The sequence below is a fragment of the Streptomyces sp. NPDC028635 genome (genome assembly GCF_040637635.1).
Classification (GTDB): Bacteria; Actinomycetota; Actinomycetes; order Streptomycetales; family Streptomycetaceae; genus Streptomyces.
Genome location: NZ_JBEZWX010000001.1, coordinates 160,828 through 183,372, shown reverse-complemented (window position 1 = coordinate 183,372; position 22,545 = coordinate 160,828). Strand labels below are relative to the sequence as shown.

Genomic DNA, 22,545 nt, shown 5'->3' with positions numbered 1-22,545 from the left:
TCCGTTCGGTCAGGTGCGGTTCCGCCGCGCCTCGCGGTCCGCGAGCGTGCGGGCGATGACTCCCAGGACGTCGGGCCGGGCCAGGCCGGCGTGGTCGGTGTCCAGGTGGTGCTCCTCGAGGCGGCCGGTGAGGTGGGGGCGCCACGCGCCGGGGGTGAGCGCCGGGTCGGTGCGGCCGGCCGTGGCGGCGAAGAACACCATGTCCCCGTCGAAGCGGGCGGGGGTGAAGTCCTGGATGAGCCGGGTGTTGTTGAGGAAGACGCCGGTCATGCGGGCGATCGCGGCGTCGTCGAGGTGGGCCAGGGCGCTGCCGCTGTCGCGCAGGGCGGCGAGGACGTCGGGCCGCCGGAGCGGCGCGTCGCCGAAGGTCTCGGCGCGGTCCACGCCGGCGGCGTTCAGCAGGATCGCCAGCACCTGCTCCTCCCCCACCTCGTGCTCGGACCCGTCGTAGGCGCCGGGGTAGGCGTCGAGCACGGCCAGCAGGTCCACCGTGGCGCCCTCGGCCTGCAGCCGGGCGGCGACGGCGTGGGCGACGAGCCCGCCGAAGGACCAGCCGAGCAGCTGGTAGGGGCCTTCGGGAGCGGTCTTGCGGATCTGTTCCGCGTAGTCCCGGGCCATGGCGTCCAGGTCGCCGGGCAGGGGCTCGTCGCGGCTCAGACCGCGCGCCTGGACGGCGTACACCGGCCGCTCACGGTCGGTGTGGCGCAGCAGCGCCGAGTAGATCCAGCCGAAGCCGCCGGCGGGGTGAACGCAGAACAGCGGGGGCAGGGTGCCGCCGGCGCGCAGCGGCAGCACCACCGCGAACGGGTCGTGCGCGTCGTCCAGGGTGCCGTCGATCCGGGCGGCGAGGGCGGCCACGGTGGGCGCTTCGAAGAGGGTGCGCACGCCGACCTCGGCGCCGAGGACGGCCGTGATGCGGCCCGCGAGGCGGGTGGCGAGCATGGAGTGCCCGCCCAGTTCGAAGAAGTTGTCGTCGATGCCGACCCGCTCGGCGCCGAGGACCTCGGCGAACAGGGCGCACAGCACCTCCTCGCGGGGGCCGCGCGGCAGCCGGCCGCCACCGCCGCCCCAGTCGGGCTCGGGCAGCGCGTCCCGGTCGAGCTTGCCGTTGGGCGTCACCGGCAGCGCGTCCAGGGTGACGAAGGCGGCCGGGATCATGTAGTCGGGCAGCGACCGTTCGAGTTCGGCGCGCAGCGCGGCGGGGCCGGCGGCGCCGGGAGCGGCGTCGGGTGCGGCGACGACGTAGGCGACGAGGACCTTGTCGCCGGCCCTTCCCGGCCGGGCGACGACGACGGCGCGGGTGACGTCGGGGTGGGCGGCGAGCGCGGTCTCGATCTCGCCGGGTTCGACGCGGAAGCCGCGGATCTTCACCTGTTCGTCGGCCCTGCCGAGGAACTGCAGGACCCCGTCCGTCCCGTGGCGGGCGATGTCGCCGGTGCGGTACATCCGCCCGCCCGCGTCGCCGAACAGGGCGCCGAAGGGATCGGCGGTGAACCGTTCGGCGGTGCGGGCCTGCTGGGCGACGTAGCCGCGGGCCAGGCCGGCGCCGGCGATGTACAGCTCGCCGGGGACACCGGGCGGGACGGGCCGCAGCCGTTCGTCCAGGACGTAGGCGCGGGTGTTGTCCAGCGGGCGGCCGATGGGCACGGAGGCGGGCACCTGTTCCGCCGCGGTGAAGCGGTGCCAGGTGCAGCCGAGGGTGATCTCGGTGGGCCCGTACAGCACCTTGACGACCGTGCCGGGGCAGGCGTCGAGGACCCGTCGTACGGCGGTGGGTGACACGACGTCACCGCCGGTCCACACGTCCCGTACGCCCGCGAAGACGCCGGGGTCGTCGTCGGCGACGACGCCGAACAGCCCTGCCGTCAGCAGCAGTGAGGTGACGCCCTGCCGCGCCAGCAGACGGCGCAGGGTGGGCGCGTCGAGGTCGCCGGGCGGGGCGACGACGATCCGGCCGCCGGCCAGCAGCGGGCTCCACAGTTCGTAGGTGGAGATGTCGAAGGCGTACGGGGAGTGCATCAGGACGCGGGAGGAGGCCCCGGTCTCCCAGCAGCCGTCGACGGCGAGCGCGACGGCGTCGCGGTGGGTGATGCCGATGCCCTTGGGGGTGCCGGTGGAGCCGGAGGTGTACATGATGTACGCCAGTTGGTCGGGGGCCACCGTCACCTCCGGTGCCCGGGCGTCACCGGGCAGGTCGGTGTCGGCGGCGAGGGTGCGCACGCCGAGCCGGCCGGCGACGGCCGCGTACCGGCCGTCGGTGAGCAGCAGCGTGGCCCCGGTGCCGGCGAGCACCTGCCGCATGCGTTCCTCGGGGTGGGCGGTGTGCAGCGGGACGTAGACACCGCCGGCCATGAGGACGGCGAGGGTGGTGACGACCAGGTGCGCGGAGCGTTCCTGCAGGACGGCCACCGGGGTCTCCCGGGTCACCCCCTCGGCGATCAGGCGGTGGGCCAGGCGGGCCGCGCGGGCCTGGAGTGCGGCGTAGGTCAGGGTGGTGCCGTCGGGTTCGGTCACGGCGATCGCGTCGGGGGTGCGGGCGGCCTGTTCGGCGACGCGCCGGGGCAGGGACGCGTCGGCGGCTTCCCGGTGGTCCGGGCGGGCCGTGTCGTTCCATCCGGTCAGGACGAGATCGCGTTCGCCCTCGCCGAGCAGCGGGGCGTCCGCGACGGGCAGGTCGGGGTCGGCGGCGACGGCCGCCAGGAAGGCCAGGAGCCGGTCGACGAGCGCGTCGGCGGTGGCCCGTTCGAACAGGTCGGTGCTGTACTCCAGGACCGCGTCGATGCCGCGCGCCTCGCCGCCGGGGCCGTGCCGCTCGGCCAGGTTGAAGGTGAGGTCGAACTTGGCGGCGCCGAGGGTGACCACCTCGGGCCGGGCGGTGAGCCCGGGCAGCGCGAGGTCGGCCTCGGGGGTGTTCTGCAGGGCGAGCAGGACCTGGAAGAGGGGGTGGCGGGACAGGGAGCGGCCGGGGCTGATCTCCTCCACCAGCTTGTCGAACGGCACGTCCTGGTGGGCGTAGGCCGCGAGGTCGGTCTCGCGGACCCGCTCCAGGAGTTGCCGGAACGTCGGGTTGCCTGAGGTGTCGGTGCGCAGGACCAGGGTGTTGACGAAGAAGCCGACCAGGTCGTCCAGCGCCTCGTCGGTGCGGCCCGCGACGGGGCTGCCCACGGGGATGTCGGTGCCGGCCCCGTGCCGGGTGAGGACGGCGGCGAGGGCCGCGTGCAGGACCATGAACAGGCTGGCGCCGGCCGAACGGGCGAGGTCCAGCAGCCGTGCGTGCAGGCCGGCGTCCAGGGTGCGGAAGACGGCCTCCCCGCGGTGGCCGGGGACGGCGGGGCGGGGTCGGTCGGCGGCGAGCTGAAGCTCCTGCGGCAGCCCGGCGAGGGCGTCCTTCCAGTAGGCGAACTGGCGGGCCGCCGTGCCGGAGGGGTCGTCCGGGTCGCCGAGGAGGTCGCGCTGCCACAGGGTGTAGTCGGCGTAGGTGACGGGCAGCGGCGCGAAGTCGGGCGCACGGCCTTCTCGGCGGGCGGCGTAGGCGGTGGCCAGGTCGCGGGTGAGGGGGGCGAGGGACCAGCCGTCACCGGCGATGTGGTGCAGCAACAGCAGCAGCACGTGCTCGTCCTCGCCGAGCCGGAACACGGTGGCGCGCAGCGGCAGGTCCCGGGTCAGGTCGAAGCGGTGCCGGGCGGCTGCCTCCAGGGCGCCGGGCAGGTCGTCCTCGGAGGTGTCGCGCACCTCGAGGGCGGGCCGTACGGCGTCGGCGTCGAGCACCAGCTGCCGGGGGCTGCCGTCCTCCCCCTCGGGGAAGACGGTGCGCAGCGTCTCGTGCCGACGGGTCAGGTCGGCGAGCGCCGCGGTGAGCGCGGCGGTGTCCAGCGTGCCGGTCAGCCGCAGGCCGATGGGCATGTTGTAGCCCGGGTCGCCGCCGGTGAGCCGGCCGAGGAACCACAGCCGGCGCTGGGCGTACGACAGCGGCAGTACGGCGGGGCGTTCGGCGGCGGGCGCCGGCGCGGGCCGCCGGACGCCGTCGGCCCGTGCGGCGAGCGCCGCGAGCGCGGCCGGCGTGGGCCCCTCGAACAGTTCGCGCAGCGAGATCTCGGCGCCCAGCACGGTACGGATCCGGCTGATCAGCCGGGTGGCGAGCAGCGAGTGGCCGCCCAGGGCGAAGAAGTCGTCGTCGATGGAGACCGGGCCGGGTGTCTTCAGCACCTCGGCGAACAGGCCGCACAGGATCTCCTCGCCCGGGGTGCGGGGCGTGCGTCCGGCGCGCTCGGCGGGGGCCGGTGCGGGCAGGGCGGCCCGGTCGAGCTTGCCGTTGGGGGTGAGCGGCAGGTCGTCCAGTACGACGTAGGCGGAGGGCACCATGAAGTCGGGCAGGGTGCGGGCGAGCGCGGCGCGTACGGCCCGGGTGTCCACGTCGCCGCGGACGACGAGGTAGGCCACCAGGCGTTCCTCGCGGGCGAGGACGGCGGCGCGCGCGATGCCGTCCAGGGCGGTGAGCGCGGCCTCGACCTCGCCGGGCTCCACGCGGAAGCCGCGGATCTTGACCTGGTGGTCGGCGCGCCCGGCGAACTCCAGTTCCCCGTCGGCACTCCACCGCCCGAGGTCACCGGTGCGGTACATGCGCGCCCCCGGCTCATCGAACAGGGCGCCGTACGGGTCGGCGACGAACCGCTCGGCGGTCAGGGCGGACCGGCCCAGATAGCCGCGGGCGACTCCCGCACCCGCCAGGTACAGCTCCCCCGTCACTCCCGGCGGCACCGGACGCAACGCGCCGTCCAGGACGTACACGCGGTCGTGGTCGACCGGCCGCCCGATGGGCACGGCCGCCGGCCAGGCGGCGGGATCGGCGGGCAGGGTGTGGGTGGTGACGGCGTGGGTCTCGGCGGGGCCGTACACGTTGTGCAGGCGCCGGGCGGGAACGGCGTGCGCGAAGTCGCGCACCCGGGCGCTCGGGGCGAGCGCCTCGCCGCCCTGGAGGATGTCGGTGAGGTGCTCCAGGGTGCGGCCCTGTTCGGCGGCGGCCTCCGCCACCGCCTCGATGACGAGGTTGGGGGCGAACAGCTCGTTGACGCGCTGCTCGTCGAGCCAGGCGGTGAGCCGCTCGGCGCTGCGGCGGGTCTCCTCGTCGGGCACGACCAGGGTCCGGCCCGTGACCAGCGGTGCGAGGATCTCCTGCACGGAGAAGTCGAAGCCGATCGCGGTGAACTGGGCGGTGCGCCGTCCGGGCCCGCCGGGGAAGCGGCGGGCGTGCCAGGTGAGGAGGTTGACCAGGGCGGCCTGCGGCATCACGATCGCCTTGGGCCGGCCGGTCGAGCCCGACGTGTGGATCACATACGCCGGATGCTGCGGCAGCAACGGCTCCAACCGGTCCGCATCACCCAGATCCGACTCCGCATACCCGGACAGATCCTCCGGCACCGCGTCCAGCACCAGCACCGGATCCGTCTCCGCCAGCATCGACGCGACCCGCTCCGCCGGATACCCCACATCCACCGGCAGATACGCCGCACCCGCCTTCAGCACCGCCAGCAACGCCACATACAACTCCACCGACCGCGGCAACCGCAGCGCCACCACCCGCTCCGGCCCCGCACCCCGCTCCACCAGCCACCGCGCCAACCGGTTCGCCCGCGCGTTCAACCGCGCATACGACCACGACTCCTCCCCCACCACCAACGCCACCGCATCCGGCACCACACCCACCCGACGCTCGAACAGCTCCGGGACGCGCACACCGGCCGGCGGCCGGGGGGCGTCGGTGGTGTTCCAGTCGGTGAGGACGCGGCGGTGTTCGCCGGCATCGAGCAGTTCCAGCCGGCCGATGGTCGTGTCGGGGTCGTCCGCCACCGCCCGCAGCAGGCGCAGCAGCCGCTCGGTGAGCGCCTCCGCCGTGGCCCGTTCGAACAGGTCGGTGCTGTACTCCAGAGCGGCCCGGATGCCGCCGGGCGAGCCGTCCCCGGCCCGCTGCTCGACCATGCTCAGGTGCAGGTCGAACTTGGCGACGCCGACCCCCACGGGGACCGCCTCGGCGTTCAGGCCGGGCAGGTCCAGGCGGGCCTCGCCGCTGTTCTGGAAGGCGAGCATGACCTGGAAGAGGGGGTGGCGGGCCAGCGAGCGCTCGGGGCGCAGGCGCTCCACCAGCTTCTCGAAGGGCACGTCCTGGTGGGCGTAGGCCGCGAGGTCGGTCTCCCGCACCCGCTGCAGCAGTTGCCGGAACGTCGGGTCGCCTGAGGTGTCGGTGCGCAGGACCAGGGTGTTGACGAAGAAGCCGACCAGGTCCTCCAGCGCCTCGTCGGTGCGGCCCGCGACGGGGCTGCCGACGGGGATGTCGGTGCCGGCCCCGTGCCGGGTGAGCAGGGCGGCGAACGCCGCCTGCAGCACCATGAACAGGCTGGCCCGCTCCTCGCCCGCGAGGCCGGTGAGCCTGCGGTGCAGCGTGGGATCGACGCTGAAGGGGACCGTCGCACCGCGATGGGCGGCGACCGCCGGACGCGGGTGGTCGGCGGGCAGCGGGAGTTCCTCCGGAACGCCGTCGAGGGCGCGGGTCCAGTACGTGATCTGGCGGGCGAGGCGGCTGTCCGGATCGTGCTCGTCGCCGAGCAGGTCGCGCTGCCACAGCGTGTAGTCGGCGTAGGTGACGGGCAGCGGCGCGAAGTCGGGCGTACGGCCCTCGCGGCGGGCGGCGTAGGCGGTGGCCAGGTCGCGGGCGAGCGGCGGCCAGGACCAGCCGTCGCCGGCGATGTGGTGCAGCAGCAGCAACAGCACGTGCTCGTGCTCACCGAGCCGGAACAGCGTGGCCCGCAGCGGTGGTTCGCCGGCCAGGTCGAAGCCGTGGCGGGCGGCCCGGGTGAGGTCGCGTTCGAGCTGTCCGGCGGTGGTGGGCACCGTCTCGAAGGGGGGTGCGACCGCCTCGAGGACCTGCTGGCGGGGGACGCCGCCGTGCTCGGGGTAGACGGCGCGCAGCGCCTCGTGGCGGGCGACGACGTCGGTGAGCGCGGCGCGCAGGGCCCCGGTGTCGAGGGCACCGGTCAGGCGCAGGCTCATGGGGATGTTGTAGGTGGCGCTGGGCCCCTCCATGCGGTGCAGGAACCACAGCCGGTACTGGGCGAACGACAGCGGCACCTCGTCGGGACGCTCACGCGGTGTGAGGGCCGGGCGGGCCTCGTGGGCACCGTCGACCCGTTCGGCGAGGGCGGCGACGGTCGGGGCCTGGAACAGGTCGCGCACGGCGAGTTCCACGCCGAGCACGGTGCGGATCCGGCTGAGCAGCCGGGTCGCGAGCAGGGAGTGGCCGCCCAGGTCGAAGAAGCTGCGGTCGACGCCGACTCCCCCGGGCAGTCCGAGGACCTCGGCGAACAGGGCGGACAGGACCTCCTCGCGCCGGGTGCGGGGGGCCTGGCCGGCGGCGGCCGCGTCCTGGTCGGGGGCGGGCAGCGCGTCCCGGTCGACCTTGCCGTTGGCGGTGACCGGCAGCGCGTCCAGCACGACGTAGGCGGCGGGCGCCATGTGCGCGGGCAGCCGCTCGGCCACCTGGGCGCGCAGACCGTCGAGCAGCGCCTCGTCGCGGCGGCCGCGGGAGGGGTCGTTGGCGAGGGGCCGGTCGCCGGGGCGGGGCCGGTGGGCGGGGCCGGGGCCGGTGCACACCTCGAAGGTGGCGTCGTCCTCGCCCCAGGCGCACACGGCGCCCAGGCGGTGCACCCGGTCCGGGTCGAGGGCGTCCTCGGGCGGGGGGCCGTCCAGCAGGGCGACGGCCTCGGTGACGGCGCCGCGTTCCAGGGCGGCCAGGGCCCGGTGTTCGCGCACGGTGCGGGCGTTGGGCACACCGGTTACCCGGACGGGGTCGTTCGTGGCGAGGGCGCGGGCGAGCTCGTCGATCCCGGTGACGTCGGTGCCCCAGCGCAGTTCACGGGCGGCCGGCGCCGCGGCAGCCGGTGCGCCGGTGAGCAGGACGTCGTAGCGGTGGCGGCTCATCTCGTTGTGGTGGGCGCCCGCGCGCAGCATGACGTCGACGCCGTGCAGGCGCGGGTCGTCGGCGACCACGGTGGTGAAGAAGTCGGGGTCGAGCAGGAGTTCCTTCTCACCGGCGACGGACCGTTCGACGGCGCGGCGCAGGGCGGCGGCGTCGGCGAAGGTGCCCGCGCGGCGCAGTTCCACGGCGGCCCGGAAGGTGCGCAGCGTGCGCAGGTTGCGGATGTCGCCGAGGAAGATCGTGCCGCCGGGGGCGAGGAGTTCGGCGGCGCCGTGCAGGACGGCGGCCAGATAGGCGGCGTCGGGGAAGTACTGGACGACGGAGTTGAGGACGATGGTGTCGAAGCGGCCGCGCGGCAGCCCGTCCGTCACATGCGCGGGCTGGGTGCGCACGGTGCACTTCGCGGCCAGTTCGGGCCGGGCGTCGAGGTGGCGGCGCAGCTGCGCGACGACGGGGGCCGACAGGTCGGTTCCCCAGTACTCCTCGACGTGCGGGGCGACGCGGGAGAGGATCAGGCCGGTGCCGCAGCCGATCTCCAGGACGCGGCGCGGGCGCAGCGCGAGGATGCGCTCGGTGGAGGCGGCCCGCCACTCGGTCATCTCCTCCAAGGGGATGGCGTCGGTGGTGTAGCTGCTGTTCCAGCCGGAGAAGTCCTCGCCGAACGCACGGGCGAGCCCCGCCTCGTCGGCCCGGTACAGGGAGTCGTACGTCTCGCGCCACATCTCGACCTGTCCGGTGCCGTCGGCGGCCGGGTCGTGGCCCGGGTCGCGCACCACGTAGGCGACCAGGCGCTTGTCGCCGGGCTGGTCCTCGCGTACGACGACGGCGCCGGCCGCGACACCCGGATGGGCGGTGAGCGCGGCCTCCACCTCGCCGGGCTCCACACGGAAGCCGCGGATCTTCACCTGCTCGTCGGCGCGCCCGGCGAACTCCAGTTCGCCGTCGGCACGCCACCGGCCGAGGTCGCCGGTGCGGTACATGCGGGCGCCGCGCTCACCGAACAGGGCGGCGAAGGGGTCGGCGACGAACCGTTCGGCGGTCAGCGCCGCCCGGCCCAGGTAGCCGCGGGCCACGCCGGGCCCGGAGATGTGGATCTCGCCGGTGACGCCGGGCGGCACGGGCCGCAGCCGCTCGTCGAGGACGTACACGCGGGCGGCGCCCACGGGCCGGCCGGCGGGCGGGCTCACGGCGCCGGCGACCGGGGCGCTCATGGTGGCGCACACGGTGGTCTCGGTCAGGCCGTAGGCGTTGACCATGGCCCGGTCGCGCCAGAAACGGGCGGCCTGGCCGGGCGCGGTGACGTCACCGGCGACGATGAGGTCGCATCCGGGCGGCAGGGCGCCGTCGGGCAGGGCGGGCAGCGCGCTCGGGGGCAACGCGAGCAGGGTGACGCCCGCTTCCTCGACCAGCCGGGCCAGCCCCGGCCCGGGCAGCAGGTCGTCGGCGCTGCCGAGGACGAGCCCGGCACCGGTGAGCAGGGCGGCGGTCAGCTCCCACAGGGCCGCGTCGAAGCTGATCGACGCGAACTGCAGGACGCGGCTGTGCGGGCCGAGGCCGAACCGCGCGGCCTGCGGCGGGATGGTCGCCGCCACCGAGGCGTGCGCCACGACGACGCCCTTGGGCGTGCCGGTGGAGCCGGAGGTGTAGATGACGTACGCCGGGTGGTGGGGCAGCAGCGCGGTGACGCGGTCGGCGTCGGTCAGGTCCGTGTCCGGGTACGGCGAGAGGTCCGCCGGCACCGAGTCCACGACCAGCGCGGGCCGGGCGTCGTCGAGCATGAAGGCGATGCGTTCGGCGGGGTAGCCGGGGTCGACGGGCAGATAGGCGGCGCCCGCCTTCCACACCGCGAGGACGGCGGTGACCAGGTCCAGGGAGCGCGGCAGCCGCAGGGCGACGATCCGCTCCGGGCCCGCGCCGCGCTCGACGAGCAGGCGCGCCAGCCGGTTGGCCCGCGCGTTCAGCTCCGCGTACGTCAGCGAGCGTCCCGCCATGACGAGCGCGGTGGCGTCGGGGGTGCGCGCCGCCTGGGCCTCGAACAGCGCGGTGAGCGTGGCGGGCGCAGGCGTCTTCGCCTGCGGGTCCGGGGAGTTGAGGCCGACGAGCAGCCGGTGGCGTTCGGCGGCGTCCAGCAGGTCGACGGAACCGATGGTGCGCCCGGGGTCCTCGGCGACGGCGCGCAGGAAGTGCACGAGCCGTTCGCCGAGGGCCTCGACGGTGGTGCGTTCGAAGAGTTCGGTGCTGAACTCCCAGTCGCCGCGCAGGCCGGCCCGTGCGCCGTCGGCCGTGTGCTCCTCGATGAGGGCGAGCCCGAGGTCGAACTTGGCGAAGCCCACCCGGACCGGCTCGGCGGCGACGTCGAGGCCGGGCAGGGCGAGGCGGGCGGCGGGCATCGACTGCAGGGCGAGGACGACCTGGAAGAGCGGGTTGCGGGCCAGGGTGCGTTCGGGGTTGAGATGCTCGACGAGCTTTTCGAAGGGCAGGTCCTGGTGGGTGTAGGCGGCCAGGTCGAACTCCCGCACGCGGCGCACCAGGTCGCGGAAGGCGGGGTCGCCCGAGGTGTCGGTGCGCAGGACCAGGGTGTTGACGAAGAAGCCGACCAGGTCGTCGAGGGCGTCGTCGGTGCGGCCGGCGACGGGGCTGCCGACGGGGATGTCGGTGCCGGCGCCGTGCCGGGTGAGGAGGGCGGCGAACGCCGCCTGAAGCACCATGAACAGGCTGGCGTCGCAGGCCGCGGCGAGCGCGGCGAGCTGCTCGTGCAGAGCGGCGTCGACGTGGAAGGGCACCGTGGCGCCGCGGTGGCTCGCCACCGCGGGCCGGGGGTGGTCGGTGGGCAGGTCGAGGCGGGCGGGCGCCCCGGCGAGGGCGTCCCGCCAGTGGGCCAGCTGGGTGCCGTGCCGGCTCGTCGTGTCGTCCGGGTCGCCGAGGAGGTCGCGCTGCCACAGGGTGTAGTCGGCGTAGGTGACGGGCAGCGCGGTGAACGCGGGCGCACGGCCCTCGCGGCGGGCGGCGTAGGCGGTGGCCAGGTCGCGGGTGAGGGGGGCGAGGGACCAGCCGTCCCCGGCGATGTGGTGCAGCAACAGCAGCAGCACGTGCTCGTCGTCGCCGAGCCGGTACAGGGTGGCGCGCAGCGGCAGGTCCCGGGTCAGGTCGTAGGACCGGTCGGCGGCCTTGGCCAGCAGGCCGGCCAGCCGGGCTTCGTCGGCGTCGACGACGTCGAGGGCGGGCACGGTGTCGCCGGGCGGCAGGATGTGCTGGTACGGCTCGCCCGCGTGGCTCGGGTAGACGGTGCGCAGGATCTCGTGCCGGGCGGTCAGGTCGGCCAGCGCGGCGCGCAGAGCGGCCCGGTCGAGCCGGCCGCGCAGCCGGAGTGCGAGCGGGATGTTGTAGGTGCTGTTGGGCCCGTCGAGCCGGCCGAGGAACCACAGACGGCGCTGGGCGTGCGAGAGCGGCAGCCGCTCGGGACGGCGGGGTCCCGCGACGGCCCGCAGCGGGGGGCGGGCTCCCGCCGTGCCGTCGAGTCGCTCGGCGAGCCGGGCGACCGTGGGGGCGTCGAACAGGTCGCGCAGCGGCACCTCGGCGCCCAGGACACCGCGGATGCGGCTGACCAGGCGGGTGGCGAGCAGCGAGTGGCCGCCCAGGGCGAAGAAGTCGTCGTCGATGCCGACCGGGCCGGGTGTCTTCAGCACCTCGGCGAACAGGCCGCACAGGATCTCCTCGCGCGGTGAGCGGGGGCCGCGCCGTACGGTGGCCGTGGTGCGGGGCTCGGGCAGGGCGGCCCGGTCGAGCTTGCCGTTGGGGGTGAGCGGCAGGTCGTCCAGCTCGACGTAGGCCGTGGGCACCATGAAGTCGGGCAGGGTGCGGGTGAGCGCGGCGCGCAGGGCGGCGGGGTCCAGCGGCCCCTGCGCGGGCACGACGTAGGCGACGAGCCGCTTGTCGCCGGGACGGTCCTCGCGGGCGAGGACGGCGGCGCGGGCGACGGCGTCCAGGGCGGTGAGCGCGGCCTCGACCTCGCCGGGCTCCACGCGGAAGCCGCGGATCTTGACCTGGTGGTCGGCGCGCCCGGCGAACTCCAGCTCCCCGTCGGCACTCCACCGCCCCAGGTCACCGGTGCGGTACATGCGCGCCCCCGGCTCATCGAACAGGGCGCCGTACGGGTCGGCGACGAACCGCTCGGCGGTCAGGGCGGCCCGGCCCAGATAGCCGCGCGCCACTCCCGCACCCGCCAGGTACAGCTCCCCCGTCACCCCCGGCGGCACCGGACGCAACGCGCCGTCCAGGACGTACACGCGCAGGCCGGCCACGGGACGCCCGAGCGGGGCGGTGTCGCTCCACCGGGCGGGGTCGGCGGGCAGGGCGGTGCCGGTGACCACGTGCGTCTCGGCAGGCCCGTAGTGGTTGTGCAGGCGCCGGCCGGGCGCGGCGGCGGTGAACGCGCGTACGGCCGGGCCGAGGACCAGGGCCTCCCCGGCCTGGACGACGTGGCGCAGCGCGGGCAGGGTGCGGCCCTGTTCGGCGGCGGCCTCCGCCACCGCCTCGATGACGAGGGTCGGCGCGTACAGTTCCGCGACGCCCTGCTGGTCGAGCCAGGCGGTGAGCCGCTCGGCGCTGCGGCGGGTCTCCTCGTCGGGGACGGCGAGGGTCTTGCCGTGCAGCAGGGCGGAGAGGACCTCCTGGGTGGCGACGTCGAAGCCGATGCTGGTGAACTGTGCCACCACCGTGCCCTGCTCGCCCGGGATCTCGTCGGCGTGCCAGGTGAGGAGGTTGACCAGGCCGGCTTGCGGCATCACGATCGCCTTGGGCCGGCCGGTCGAGCCCGACGTGTGGATCACATACGCCGGATGCTGCGGCAGCAACGGCTCCAACCGGTCCGCATCACCCAGATCCGACTCCGCATACCCGGAAAGATCCCCCGGCACCGCATCCAGCACCAGCACCGGATCCGTCTCCGCCAGCATCGACGCGACCCGCTCCGCCGGATACCCCACATCCACCGGCAGATACGCCGCACCCGCCTTCAGCACCGCCAGCAACGCCACATACAACTCCACCGACCGCGGCAACCGCAGCGCCACCACCCGCTCCGGCCCCGCACCCCGCTCCACCAGCCACCGCGCCAACCGGTTCGCCCGCGCATTCAACCGCGCATACGACCACGACTCCTCCCCCACCACCAACGCCACCGCATCCGGCACCACACCCACCCGACGCTCGAACAGCTCCGGAACACACACACCGGCCTGCGGCCGCGGGGCGCTCCCGCGGCCGGGGCCGAGGGCGGGCAGGATCTCGCCGGGCAGCGGCAGGTCGGCGCGGCCGACGGGCAGCGCTGCGCCCTGCTCGGCGATACGGGCCAGCAGGGCGTCCAGGCGGGCCAGCAGCCGCTCGGCGCCCGCGGTGTCCAGGACGTCGAGGCGGTGGTCGAGCCGGAAGCGCAGCCGCTCACCGGGGATGGCGAGCAGGCTCAGCGGGTAGTGGGTGGCGTCGCCGACCTCGAAGGAGGCCAGACGCAGTCCGCGGGCCTCGGCGCTCAGCACCGCAGGGTCGAGCGGGTAGTTCTCGAACACGACGACGGTGTCGAAGAGGTCGCCCGCGCCGGCCAGCGCCTGGATCTCGGTCAGCGACAGATGCCGGTGCTCGATGAGGGCGGCCTGTTCCCGTTGCAGCCGGGACAGCAGCTCACCGAGGCTCTCGTGGGGGCGCAGGCGCACCCGTACCGGCAGGGTGTTGATGAACATGCCGATGGTGGACTCGATGCCGGGTATCTCCGGCGGGCGGTGGGCGACGGTCGCGCCGAACACGATGTCGTCGCGGCCCAGTTCCCGGCCGAGGAGCAGCGCCCACGCGCCCTGGACCAGGGTGTTGGCGGTCAGGCCGAGGGTGCGGGCGAGCGCGGTGAGACGGTCGGTGGTGGTCCGGTCCACCTCGTGCCAGATCTGTCCCGGCAGCGCGGCCGCGTGGTCGGCGCCGCGGCCCGCGCCCGCCCCCGCGACGAGGCTCGGCTCGTCGAGACCGGCGAGGGCCTCGCGCCAGGCGGCGCGGGCGGCTTCGCCGTCACGGCCGGCGAGCCAGGCGAGGTAGGCGCGGTAGGGGGTCACGGGGGGCAGGGACGCGTCGTCGCCGTGGTGCTCGTACAGCGTGAACAGTTCGCGCACCAGCAGCGGCATCGACCAGCCGTCGAGCAGCAGGTGATGGGTGGTCAGCACGAGCTTGTGATGGCCGGGGCCGAGGGCGATCAGTGTGAAGCGGATCAGCGGCGGCACGCCGGGGTCGAAGCGCTCGGCGCGGTCGGCCGCGGCGAGGCGGGCCGCGGCCTGCTCCCGTTCGGCCTCGGGCAGCCCGGTCAGGTCGTGGTCGCGCCAGGGCAGCGGGACCTCGCGCGGCACGAACTGGACGGGGCGTTCGACGTTCTGCTGCCAGAAGCCGGCGCGCAGGTTGGGGTGGCGGCGCAGCAGGGTGCCGGCCGCCGCCCGCAGCGACGCCTCGTCGAGCGGGCCGCGCAACTCGAAGACCATCTGGACGGTGTAGACGTCCTGGCCCTGGCTCTCGGCGCCGTAGGCGACCTGGAAGAGGAGCCCTTCCTGGAGCGGGGACAGGGGCAGGACGTCGGCGAGTCCGGACTGCGTCATCGGGCAACCTTCCAGGCGGCTTCGAGCTGGTCGATCTGGTCCTGGCTGAGCTGGACCAGTGACAGGTCGGACGGGGTGATGCCGCCCGCGTCGGGGCGTTCGGCGTGGGCGGCGAGGGCGGTCAGGGCGCGGAACCAGCTCTCGCCGAGGTCGCGCACGGCCTCCTCGTCGAGGAGCCGGGACGCCCAGGTCCACACGGCCCGCAGACGGGGGCCGGTGGCCTCGTCGAGGGTGAGCGCGTTGACCTCGACGGCGTGCGCGAGGGGCAGCCGCGGGTCGGTGCCGTCGGTGAGGGCGTCGGTGTCGGGGGCGGCGGCCCACAGCCCGTCGTCGAGGGCGGGGAACCGGCCGAGGTAGTTGAAGCCCAGATCGGGTGTGCCGTACGGGGTCAGCGCGGCCAGTGTGCTGCCGGACCGGGCGTCCAGGTGGCGCAGCACTCCGTGGCCGAGCCCCGAGTCGGGGATCTGCCGCAGCTGCTCCTTGACGCGTTTGACGGCCTGTCCTGCGGCCGGGCCGCCGGCGAGCGCCTCACGCCGGTCGAGCGGGCCGGGTGCGAGCCGTACCGGGTGGATGGTGGTGAACCACCCGACCGTGCGGGACAGTTCGGCGCCGCTGTCGCCGGGTTCACGACCGTGGCCCTCGACGTCGACGAGGACGGCGTCGCTGTCGCCGAGGCCGCGGCGCTGCCGCCAGTCGGCGACCGCCAGGGCGAAGGCGGTGAGCAGCACGTCGTCGACCCGGCCGTGGAAGGCGGCGGTGACGGTGGTCAGCAAGGCGGCGCTGGTCTCGCCGTCGAGGTCGAGGGCGATGCTGCGCGCGGTGCCCGCGGTGTCCAGCTCCGGGTCGAGGTGCTGCGCGGTCACGGGTGCCGCTCCCTGGGCCAGCATCTGTGTCCACAGCGCGAGTTCCCCGCTCCGCTGCCCGGAGCGCGCCTGCTCGGCGAGGTGGAGCGCCCAGGCGCGGAAGGGGGTACCGACGGGGAGCAGCGGGTCCACGGCGGCGCCCTGCCGCTCGCCGGCCTCCCAGGCCGCCCGCAGGTCGGGCAGCAGGATGCGCCAGGAGACGCCGTCGACGACGAGGTGGTGCAGGGTGAGCAGGAGGCGGCCCGGGCGGTCGGGTCCGGCGTCCAGCCAGACGGCTTCGCCGGTGCGGCCGGTGAACGGATCGAGCCGGCCGCGTGCGGCGGCGGCCTCGGTGGCGACGCGTGCGGCCAGGGCCGCGTCGTCCAGTCCCCGGGCATCCACGTGGCGCACCCGGTCCGCGGCCCGCACGGTGCCGGGCGGGTCGATGCGCAGGGTCCAGGTGTCGCCGCCGGTGCGGTCGAAGACGGCGCGCAGGACGTCGTGGTGGTCGATCAGCGTCTGGAGGGCGGCCGTCAGCCGGTCGAGGCCGAGGCCGGGCGGCACGGGGACGTTCATGGACTGGCTGAACGCCTCGACGGGGCCGCCGCGTTCGCGCAGCCAGTGCATCACCGGGGTGAGCGGGACCTCACCGGTCGGCTCGGCCGCGAGAGCGCCGAGCGGGGTGTCCTGCTCTTCGGCGGCCTCGCTGCCCGCCACCTGCGCCAGGGCGGCCACCGTCTTGTGCTCGAACACCTGGGCGGCGTTGACCACGAGTCCGGCGCGCCGGGCCCGCCCGACGAGCTGGATGACCATGATGCTGTCGCCGCCGCGGTCGAAGAAGCTGTCGTCGACCGAGACCCGGTCCACTCCGAGCACCTCGGCGAACAGCACCGCGAGGACCTCCTCGCGCGGGGTGCGCGGCGCCCGGTGCTCGCCCGCGGCCCCGAAGTCCGGAACGGGCAGGGCCCGGCGGTCCAGCTTGCCGTTGGGGGTGAGCGGCAGCGCGTCGAGTTCCATGAACGCGGCCGGAACCATGTAGTCGGGCAGCGCCGCCGCCACATGGGCGCGCAGGGCGGCCGGATCGGCGCCGGTGCCGGGTGCGGGGACGACGTAGGCGACGAGCCGCTTGTCGCCCGGCCGGTCCTCGCGCACCAGGACGGTGGTCTGGGCGACGTGGGGGTGGGCGCCGAGGACGGACTCGATCTCGCCGAGTTCGATGCGGAACCCGCGCACCTTGACCTGGTGGTCGACGCGGCCGAGGAACTCGAGGACGCCGTCGTGGCGGCGGCGCACCAGGTCTCCGGTGCGGTACATCCGTGCCCCGGCGGGCCCGAACGGATCAGCGACGAATCGTTCCGCCGTGGCCTCGGGCCGCTTCAGGTACCCGCGGGCCAGCCCGGCGCCGCCGATGTACAGCTCGCCCGGCACTCCCGGCGGCACCGGCCGCAGCCGGCCGTCGAGGACGTGGCAGGTGGTGTTGTCGAGGGGGGTGCCGATGGGCACGGTGGTCTCCTGCCGCCACGGCGCCCGCATCATGTGGTGCGTGGCGAACGTGGTGGCCTCCGTCGGCCCGTAGCCGTCGACGACCATCGTGCCGGGCGACGCGGCGAGCACCCGGGCGACCGCGGCCGGCGAGACGACGTCGCCGCCCGTCCACACCTCCCGCACGCCGGTGAAGCACTCGGGGGACTCCTCCGCCAGCAGGTTGAACAGGCCCGAGGTGAGCCACATGCCGGTGACCCGGCCGCCGGTGATCGCGCGGGCCAGGGCCGGCGTGTCCAGGTCGCCGGGCGGGGCGACCACGACCGTGCCGCCCGACAGCAGCGGCACCCACAGTTCGTACTGCGAGGTGTCGAAGGAGTACGGGGAGTGCAGCAGGACGCGTTCCTGGTTGCCGGTGCGCCAGCAGCGGTCGGCGGCCAGCGCGCAGACGTCCCCGTGGGTGATGGCGACGCCCTTGGGACGGCCGGTGGACCCGGAGGTGTACATCACGTACGCCAGCTGGTGCGGGTGCGCGGGCACCACGGGCAGCGGGGCGCCGGCGCTCGTCGCCCGGAGCGTCGGCGGCGCGTCGACGACCAGGACCCGGGCGTCACCGGCCCACGCGGCGCACGTGTGCTCGGCGTCCGTGGCCCGGTCGGTGAGGACGGCCCGCGCCCCGACGTCGGCGGTGATCATGGCCATGCGGGAGGCCGGGTAACGGGTGTTCAGCGGCACGTAGAAGCCGCCGGCGCGCAGCACTGCCAGCAGGGAGACGACGAGGTCGGCGGAGCGCCGCTGGAGGACCGCGACCGCGCTCTCCCGCCCGACGCCCGCCTCGGCGAGAAGCCGGGCCAGCCGGCCGGAACGTGCGTCCAGTTCGGCGTAGGTCAGTTCGGTGCCGTCGTCACCGACGACCGCGACGGCGTCCGGGGTGCGCAGGGCCTGCTCGGCGAACTGCTCGGCCAGCCCCCTGCCCGGCACCGGGCACGCGGTGTCGTTCCACTCGGCGAGCCGGGCGTGCTCGGTGGCGTCGAGCAGGTCGTGCGCGCCGATGGGCAGGTGGGGGGCGGCGAGGGCGCCCTCCAGGAGGGTGAGCAGCCGGCGCACCACCGACTGGGCGGTGGACCGGTCGTACAGCGCGACGTCGTACTCGAGGTCGCCGTCGATGCCGGTGCAGGTGCCCTGCGCGTCGCGGTGCTCGACCAGGTTGAACGTCAGGTCGAACTTGGCGACGCCGAAGTCGACGGGCTCGCGGCGCACCGCCAGCCCCTTGAGCTCGGGCCGCGCCTCGAAGTCCTGGTAGGACAGCACGACCTGGAACAGCGGGTGGCGGGCGGCCGACCGTTCGGGCTGGAGCCGTTCGACGATCCGGTCGAAGGGCACGTCCTGGTGGGCGTAGGCGTCGAGGGCCGCGGCGCGCACCCGGCCGAGCAGATCGGTGAAGGCCGGGTCGCCCGAGGTGTCGGCCCGCACCACGACCGGGTTGACGAAGAAGCCGACGAGGTCGTCGAGCGCGCTGTCGGGGCGGGAGGCCGTGGGGCAGCCCAGGGGGATGTCGGTGCCCGCGCCGAGCCGGGTGAGCAGGGCGGCGAGCGTGGCCTGGAGCACCATGTGGCAGGTGGCGCCGTGGGCGCGGGCGAAGGCGTCGAGGCGGGCGTGCAGCGCGGAGCCGATGGCGAGCGGGACCGAACCTCCGCGGTGTTCGGCGACGGGCGGCCGGGGCCGGTCGGTGGGCAGTTCCAGCTGGTCGGGCAGGCCGGCCAGGACGCGCTCCCAGTGAGCGAGCTGGCGTCCGGCCAGGCTCCGCGGGTCGTTTTCGTCGCCGAGGAGTTCCCGCTGCCAGTGGGCGAAGTCGCCGTAACCGACGGGCAGCGGCGGGAAGTCGGGGGCGCGGCCGGCGAGCCGGGCCGCGTAGGCCGTGGCGAGGTCGGCGAGCAGCGGGCGCAGCGACCAGCCGTCGGCGGCGACGTGGTGCAGCACCAGCAGCAGCACGTTGTCCCCGTCGGGCAGCGTGAAAAGGTGCGCCCACAGCGGCAGTTGCCACTCCAGGTCGAAGGGGGTGCGGGCCGCCTCGGTGAGCGCCCCGGCGAGCCGCTCCGGCCCGATGCGGGACTCCACCAGCCAGGGGCGGGCCTGTTCGGGCTCCAGCAGCCGCGGCACGGCGCCGTGTTCGCCCCGCGGGTAGACGGTGCGCAGGCTCTCGTGGCGTACGACCACGTCGTGCAGGGCGGCGCGCAGCGCCATCCGGTTCGGGGGCCCGGACAGGCGCAGCGCGAGCGGCATGTTGTAGGTGGGGGCGGAGTCCTCCACCTCGCGCAGCACCCACATGCGGTGCTGCGCGTAGGACAGGGGCGGGGGCCCGTCGCCCCGCCGGGGCACCAGCGGCGGCCGGGCGGGGGCGGCGGCCGCGCGGATGCGCGCGGTGAGCGCGGCCGGGGTGGCCGCCTCGAAGAGGTCCTGCACGGTGATCTGGGCGCCCAGTTCGTCGCGGACGGCGGCGATCAGCCGTCCGGCGAGCAGGGAGTGCCCGCCCAGGGCGAAGAAGTCGCTGTCGCCTCCCACCGGTTCGACACCCAGGACGTCGGCGAAGGCGCGGCGCACGGCCGCCTCCTCCTCGCTCGCGGGCGGGGCCTCCACCGTGCCGGGGACGGTGGCGCGGGCGGCGGGCGCGGGCAGCGCGGCCCGGTCGAGCTTGCCGTTGGCGGTCAGCGGCAGAGCGTCGACAACGGTGAACGAGGCGGGCACGCAGTGCGCGGGCAGCGTCCGCTCCAGCAGCGCGCGCCAGTCCTCGGGGTCGGGGTCGGTGCCGGCCACGGGGACCGCGTAGGCGGCCAGCCGCCGGTCGCCGGGCCGGTCCTCGCGGACGGCGGCGGCGGCCTCGGCGACGCCGGGGTGGGCGGCCAGCGCGCTCTCGATCTCGCCGAGTTCGATCCGGAAGCCGCGGATCTTGACCTGCTGGTCGCCGCGGCCGAGATAGGCGAGGGTACCGTCGGCGAGCCGGCGCACCAGGTCGCCGGTGCGGTACATGCGGGAGCCGGGCGGCCCGTAGGGGTCGGCGACGAACCGTTCGGCCGTCAGACCGGGCCGGCCGAGGTAGCCGCGGGCGAGGCCGGCCCCGGACACGTACAGCTCTCCGGTGAAACCGGGCGGCACCGGCCGCAGGGCGCTGTCGAGGACCCGGGTGCGCAGATGCGGCAGCGGGCCGCCGACCAGGGACGCCGCGCCCGGCCGGGCGTGGCCGGGGGCGAGTTCGGCGTGGGTGACGTGCACGGTCGTCTCGGTGATGCCGTACATGTTCACCAGCCGGGTGCTGCCGCCCCGGCGCGCGTACCAGCCGGACAGGCGGGCGGGGTCCAGCGCCTCGCCGCCGAACACCACGTGCCGCAGGGCGAGGTCCGGGGTTCCCGCCTCCGCGTCGGCGGCGTCGAGCTGGTGGAAGGCGCTCGGTGTCTGGCTGAGGACGGTGACGCGCTCACGGGCGAGCAGGGCGAGGAAGTCGGCGGGCGAGCGGCTGACGGTGTACGGCACGACGACGAGCCGGCCTCCGTGGAGCAGCGCGCCGAAGATCTCCCACACCGAGAAGTCGAAGGCGTAGCTGTGGAAGAGGGTCCACACGTCGTCGGGGCCGAAGCCGAACAGGGGCCGGGTGGCGGTGAACAGCCGTGCCACGTTGGCGTGCGGGACCAGCACGCCCTTGGGCCGTCCGGTCGAGCCGGAGGTGTAGATGACGTAGGCGGGCTGGTCCGCTCGGACCGGCACGCCCGGGTCGGTGTCCGGCTGGTCGTCGAGGGCGGCCGCGCGCAGGGCGTCCTCGTCGACGACCGTGACGGGAGCCGCGTCCGTGATCATCCAGGCGCGGCGGTCCGCGGGGTAGTCCGGGTCCAGCGGCAGGTAGGCGGCGCCGGACTTGAGGACGGCCAGGAGTGCGACGACCAGGTCGAGGGAGCGGGGCAGGGCGAGCGCGACGATCCGCTCGGGCCCGGCGCCCAGGGCGATCAGCCGGTGCGCGAGACGGTTGGCCCGGGCGTCGAGTTCGGCGTAGGTGAGCCGGGAGCCCTCGTGGGTGACCGCCACGGCGTCGGGGGTCGCGGCGGCGCGGCGGGCGAACAGGGCGTGCAGGGTGGCCGCGGGCGGCTCGGTGGCGGCGTCGGGCTCCTGAGGGGCGGTGCCCGCCGTTTCCGCGGTTTCCCCGGCGTGGATCCGGGCCAGGGGTACGCCGGCGTCGCTCGCGGCGAACCGCTCCAGGAAGCGGGTGAAGCGGTCCAGGTGCTCCTCGGTGGCCGTCTCGTCGTACAGCGCCGGGTTGGCCTCCAGGTCCAGGCGCAGTCCGGCCGTGTCCGCGTCCTCGTACACGGAGAACTTCAGGTCGTCGACGGGGCCGGTGGCCACCGGATGCACGGCGGTCCGCAGGTCGGGGCCGAAGTCGAGCGCCCGCGGCCCGGACACCAGGTTCACGACGGGTCCGCCGGAAGCCTCGCCGACGAGCCCGCGTTCGCGCCGCAGTTCCTCGTACGGGTAGCGCTGGTGGCGCAGGACCGGGGTGAGCGCGTCGCGGGTGGCGTCCACGAGGGAGTGGAGCGATCCGGCGGGACGCGGGGTGAGGGTGAGCGGCAGGACACCGGCGACGGCACCGGGGGCCCGGCGGGCGGCTGCGGTGCGGCGGGCCGCCACCGGCAGGCGCAGGGTGACGGTGTCCTGGCCGGTCAGCCACTGGGTGTAGGCGCCGACGGCGGCCAGGAAGGACGCCTGCCATCCGGTGCCGGCACCGGCGGCCAGGGCGGTGAGCCCGTCGTGCACGGCGGCGGGCAGCAGGGCGGTACGGCGCACCGGGCGCGGTGCGGCCGGGGCGGTCCGCCCGGCGAGATCCACGGATACGGGCCGGGGGGCGGTGAACCAGTACGCGCGGTCCTCGGCGTGGGCGTCGGAGCCCCGCCAGGCCTCCTCGGCGTCGAGCAGGTCCCGGATGCCGGCGGTGTCACCGGCCGGTCGCGGGTCCCCGGTGTCCGACGCGGTGCGGGTGTCCACCGGGGTGCGGTAGGCGCGGGCGACCCGTTCGGCGACGAGGCGCAGGCCGACGCCGTCCAGCAGCAGGTGGTGGACGTGCTGGAACCAGCGGTGGCGGCCGGGGCCGAGGGTGATCAGGGCCTGGGTGAACAGGGGGCGCCCCGCCGCGACGTCGAGCGGGGCGGACAGCACGTCGCGCATCCAGGCGTCGGCGGCGGCCTCCGGGTCGGCGGCGGTCGTGACGTCCACGTGGTGCAGCGGGAACGCGACCTCGTCCGGCACCCACTGGTGGACGGTGCCGTCGGCGACGGTGCCGAAGCACAGCCGCAGCGCGTCGGTGCGCGCGACCGTGGCGCGCAGCGCCGCTTCAAAACGGGCGACGTCGAGCTCGCCGGCGAGTTCCACGTACTCGCCGGTGTTGAACACCGGGCTTTCCGGGTCTCTCGCCTGGGCGAACCAGATGCCGAGCTGGGCCGCCGTCAGCGGCAGACGCACGTCGTCGGGTACACGCACACTTCCCCCAAGGTCCGGGCCGTCCGCGGCTGAGCGGCGCGATACCGCACCAGCCTCACCGGCCCGGTTGACGGTTCGCTGACCCACGCCTGATGCGGCCGGCGGGGGT

Annotated in this window: 2 protein-coding genes; both read right to left on the bottom strand. The window is 75.4% G+C overall.

Going from position 1 to position 22,545, the window contains the following annotated elements:
• Positions 1-9: 9 nt before the first annotated feature.
• Positions 10-14,595, bottom strand: coding sequence for an amino acid adenylation domain-containing protein (locus AB0E88_RS00575; protein ID WP_361621381.1), 14,586 nt, complete (start codon positions 14,593-14,595; stop codon positions 10-12).
• Positions 14,592-22,436 carry an amino acid adenylation domain-containing protein gene (locus AB0E88_RS00570; protein ID WP_361621378.1) on the bottom strand — a complete coding sequence of 2,615 codons (7,845 nt, stop codon included), beginning with the start codon at positions 22,434-22,436 and terminating at the stop codon, positions 14,592-14,594. Before AB0E88_RS00570 ends, AB0E88_RS00575 begins: the two co-directional genes overlap by 4 nt.
• Positions 22,437-22,545: the final 109 nt, after the last annotated feature.

Coding starts and splice junctions, on each gene's coding strand:
- AB0E88_RS00575 (WP_361621381.1), bottom strand. CDS start 14,595: ATGACGCAGTCCGGACTCGCCGACGTCCTGCCCCTGTCCCCGCTCCAG.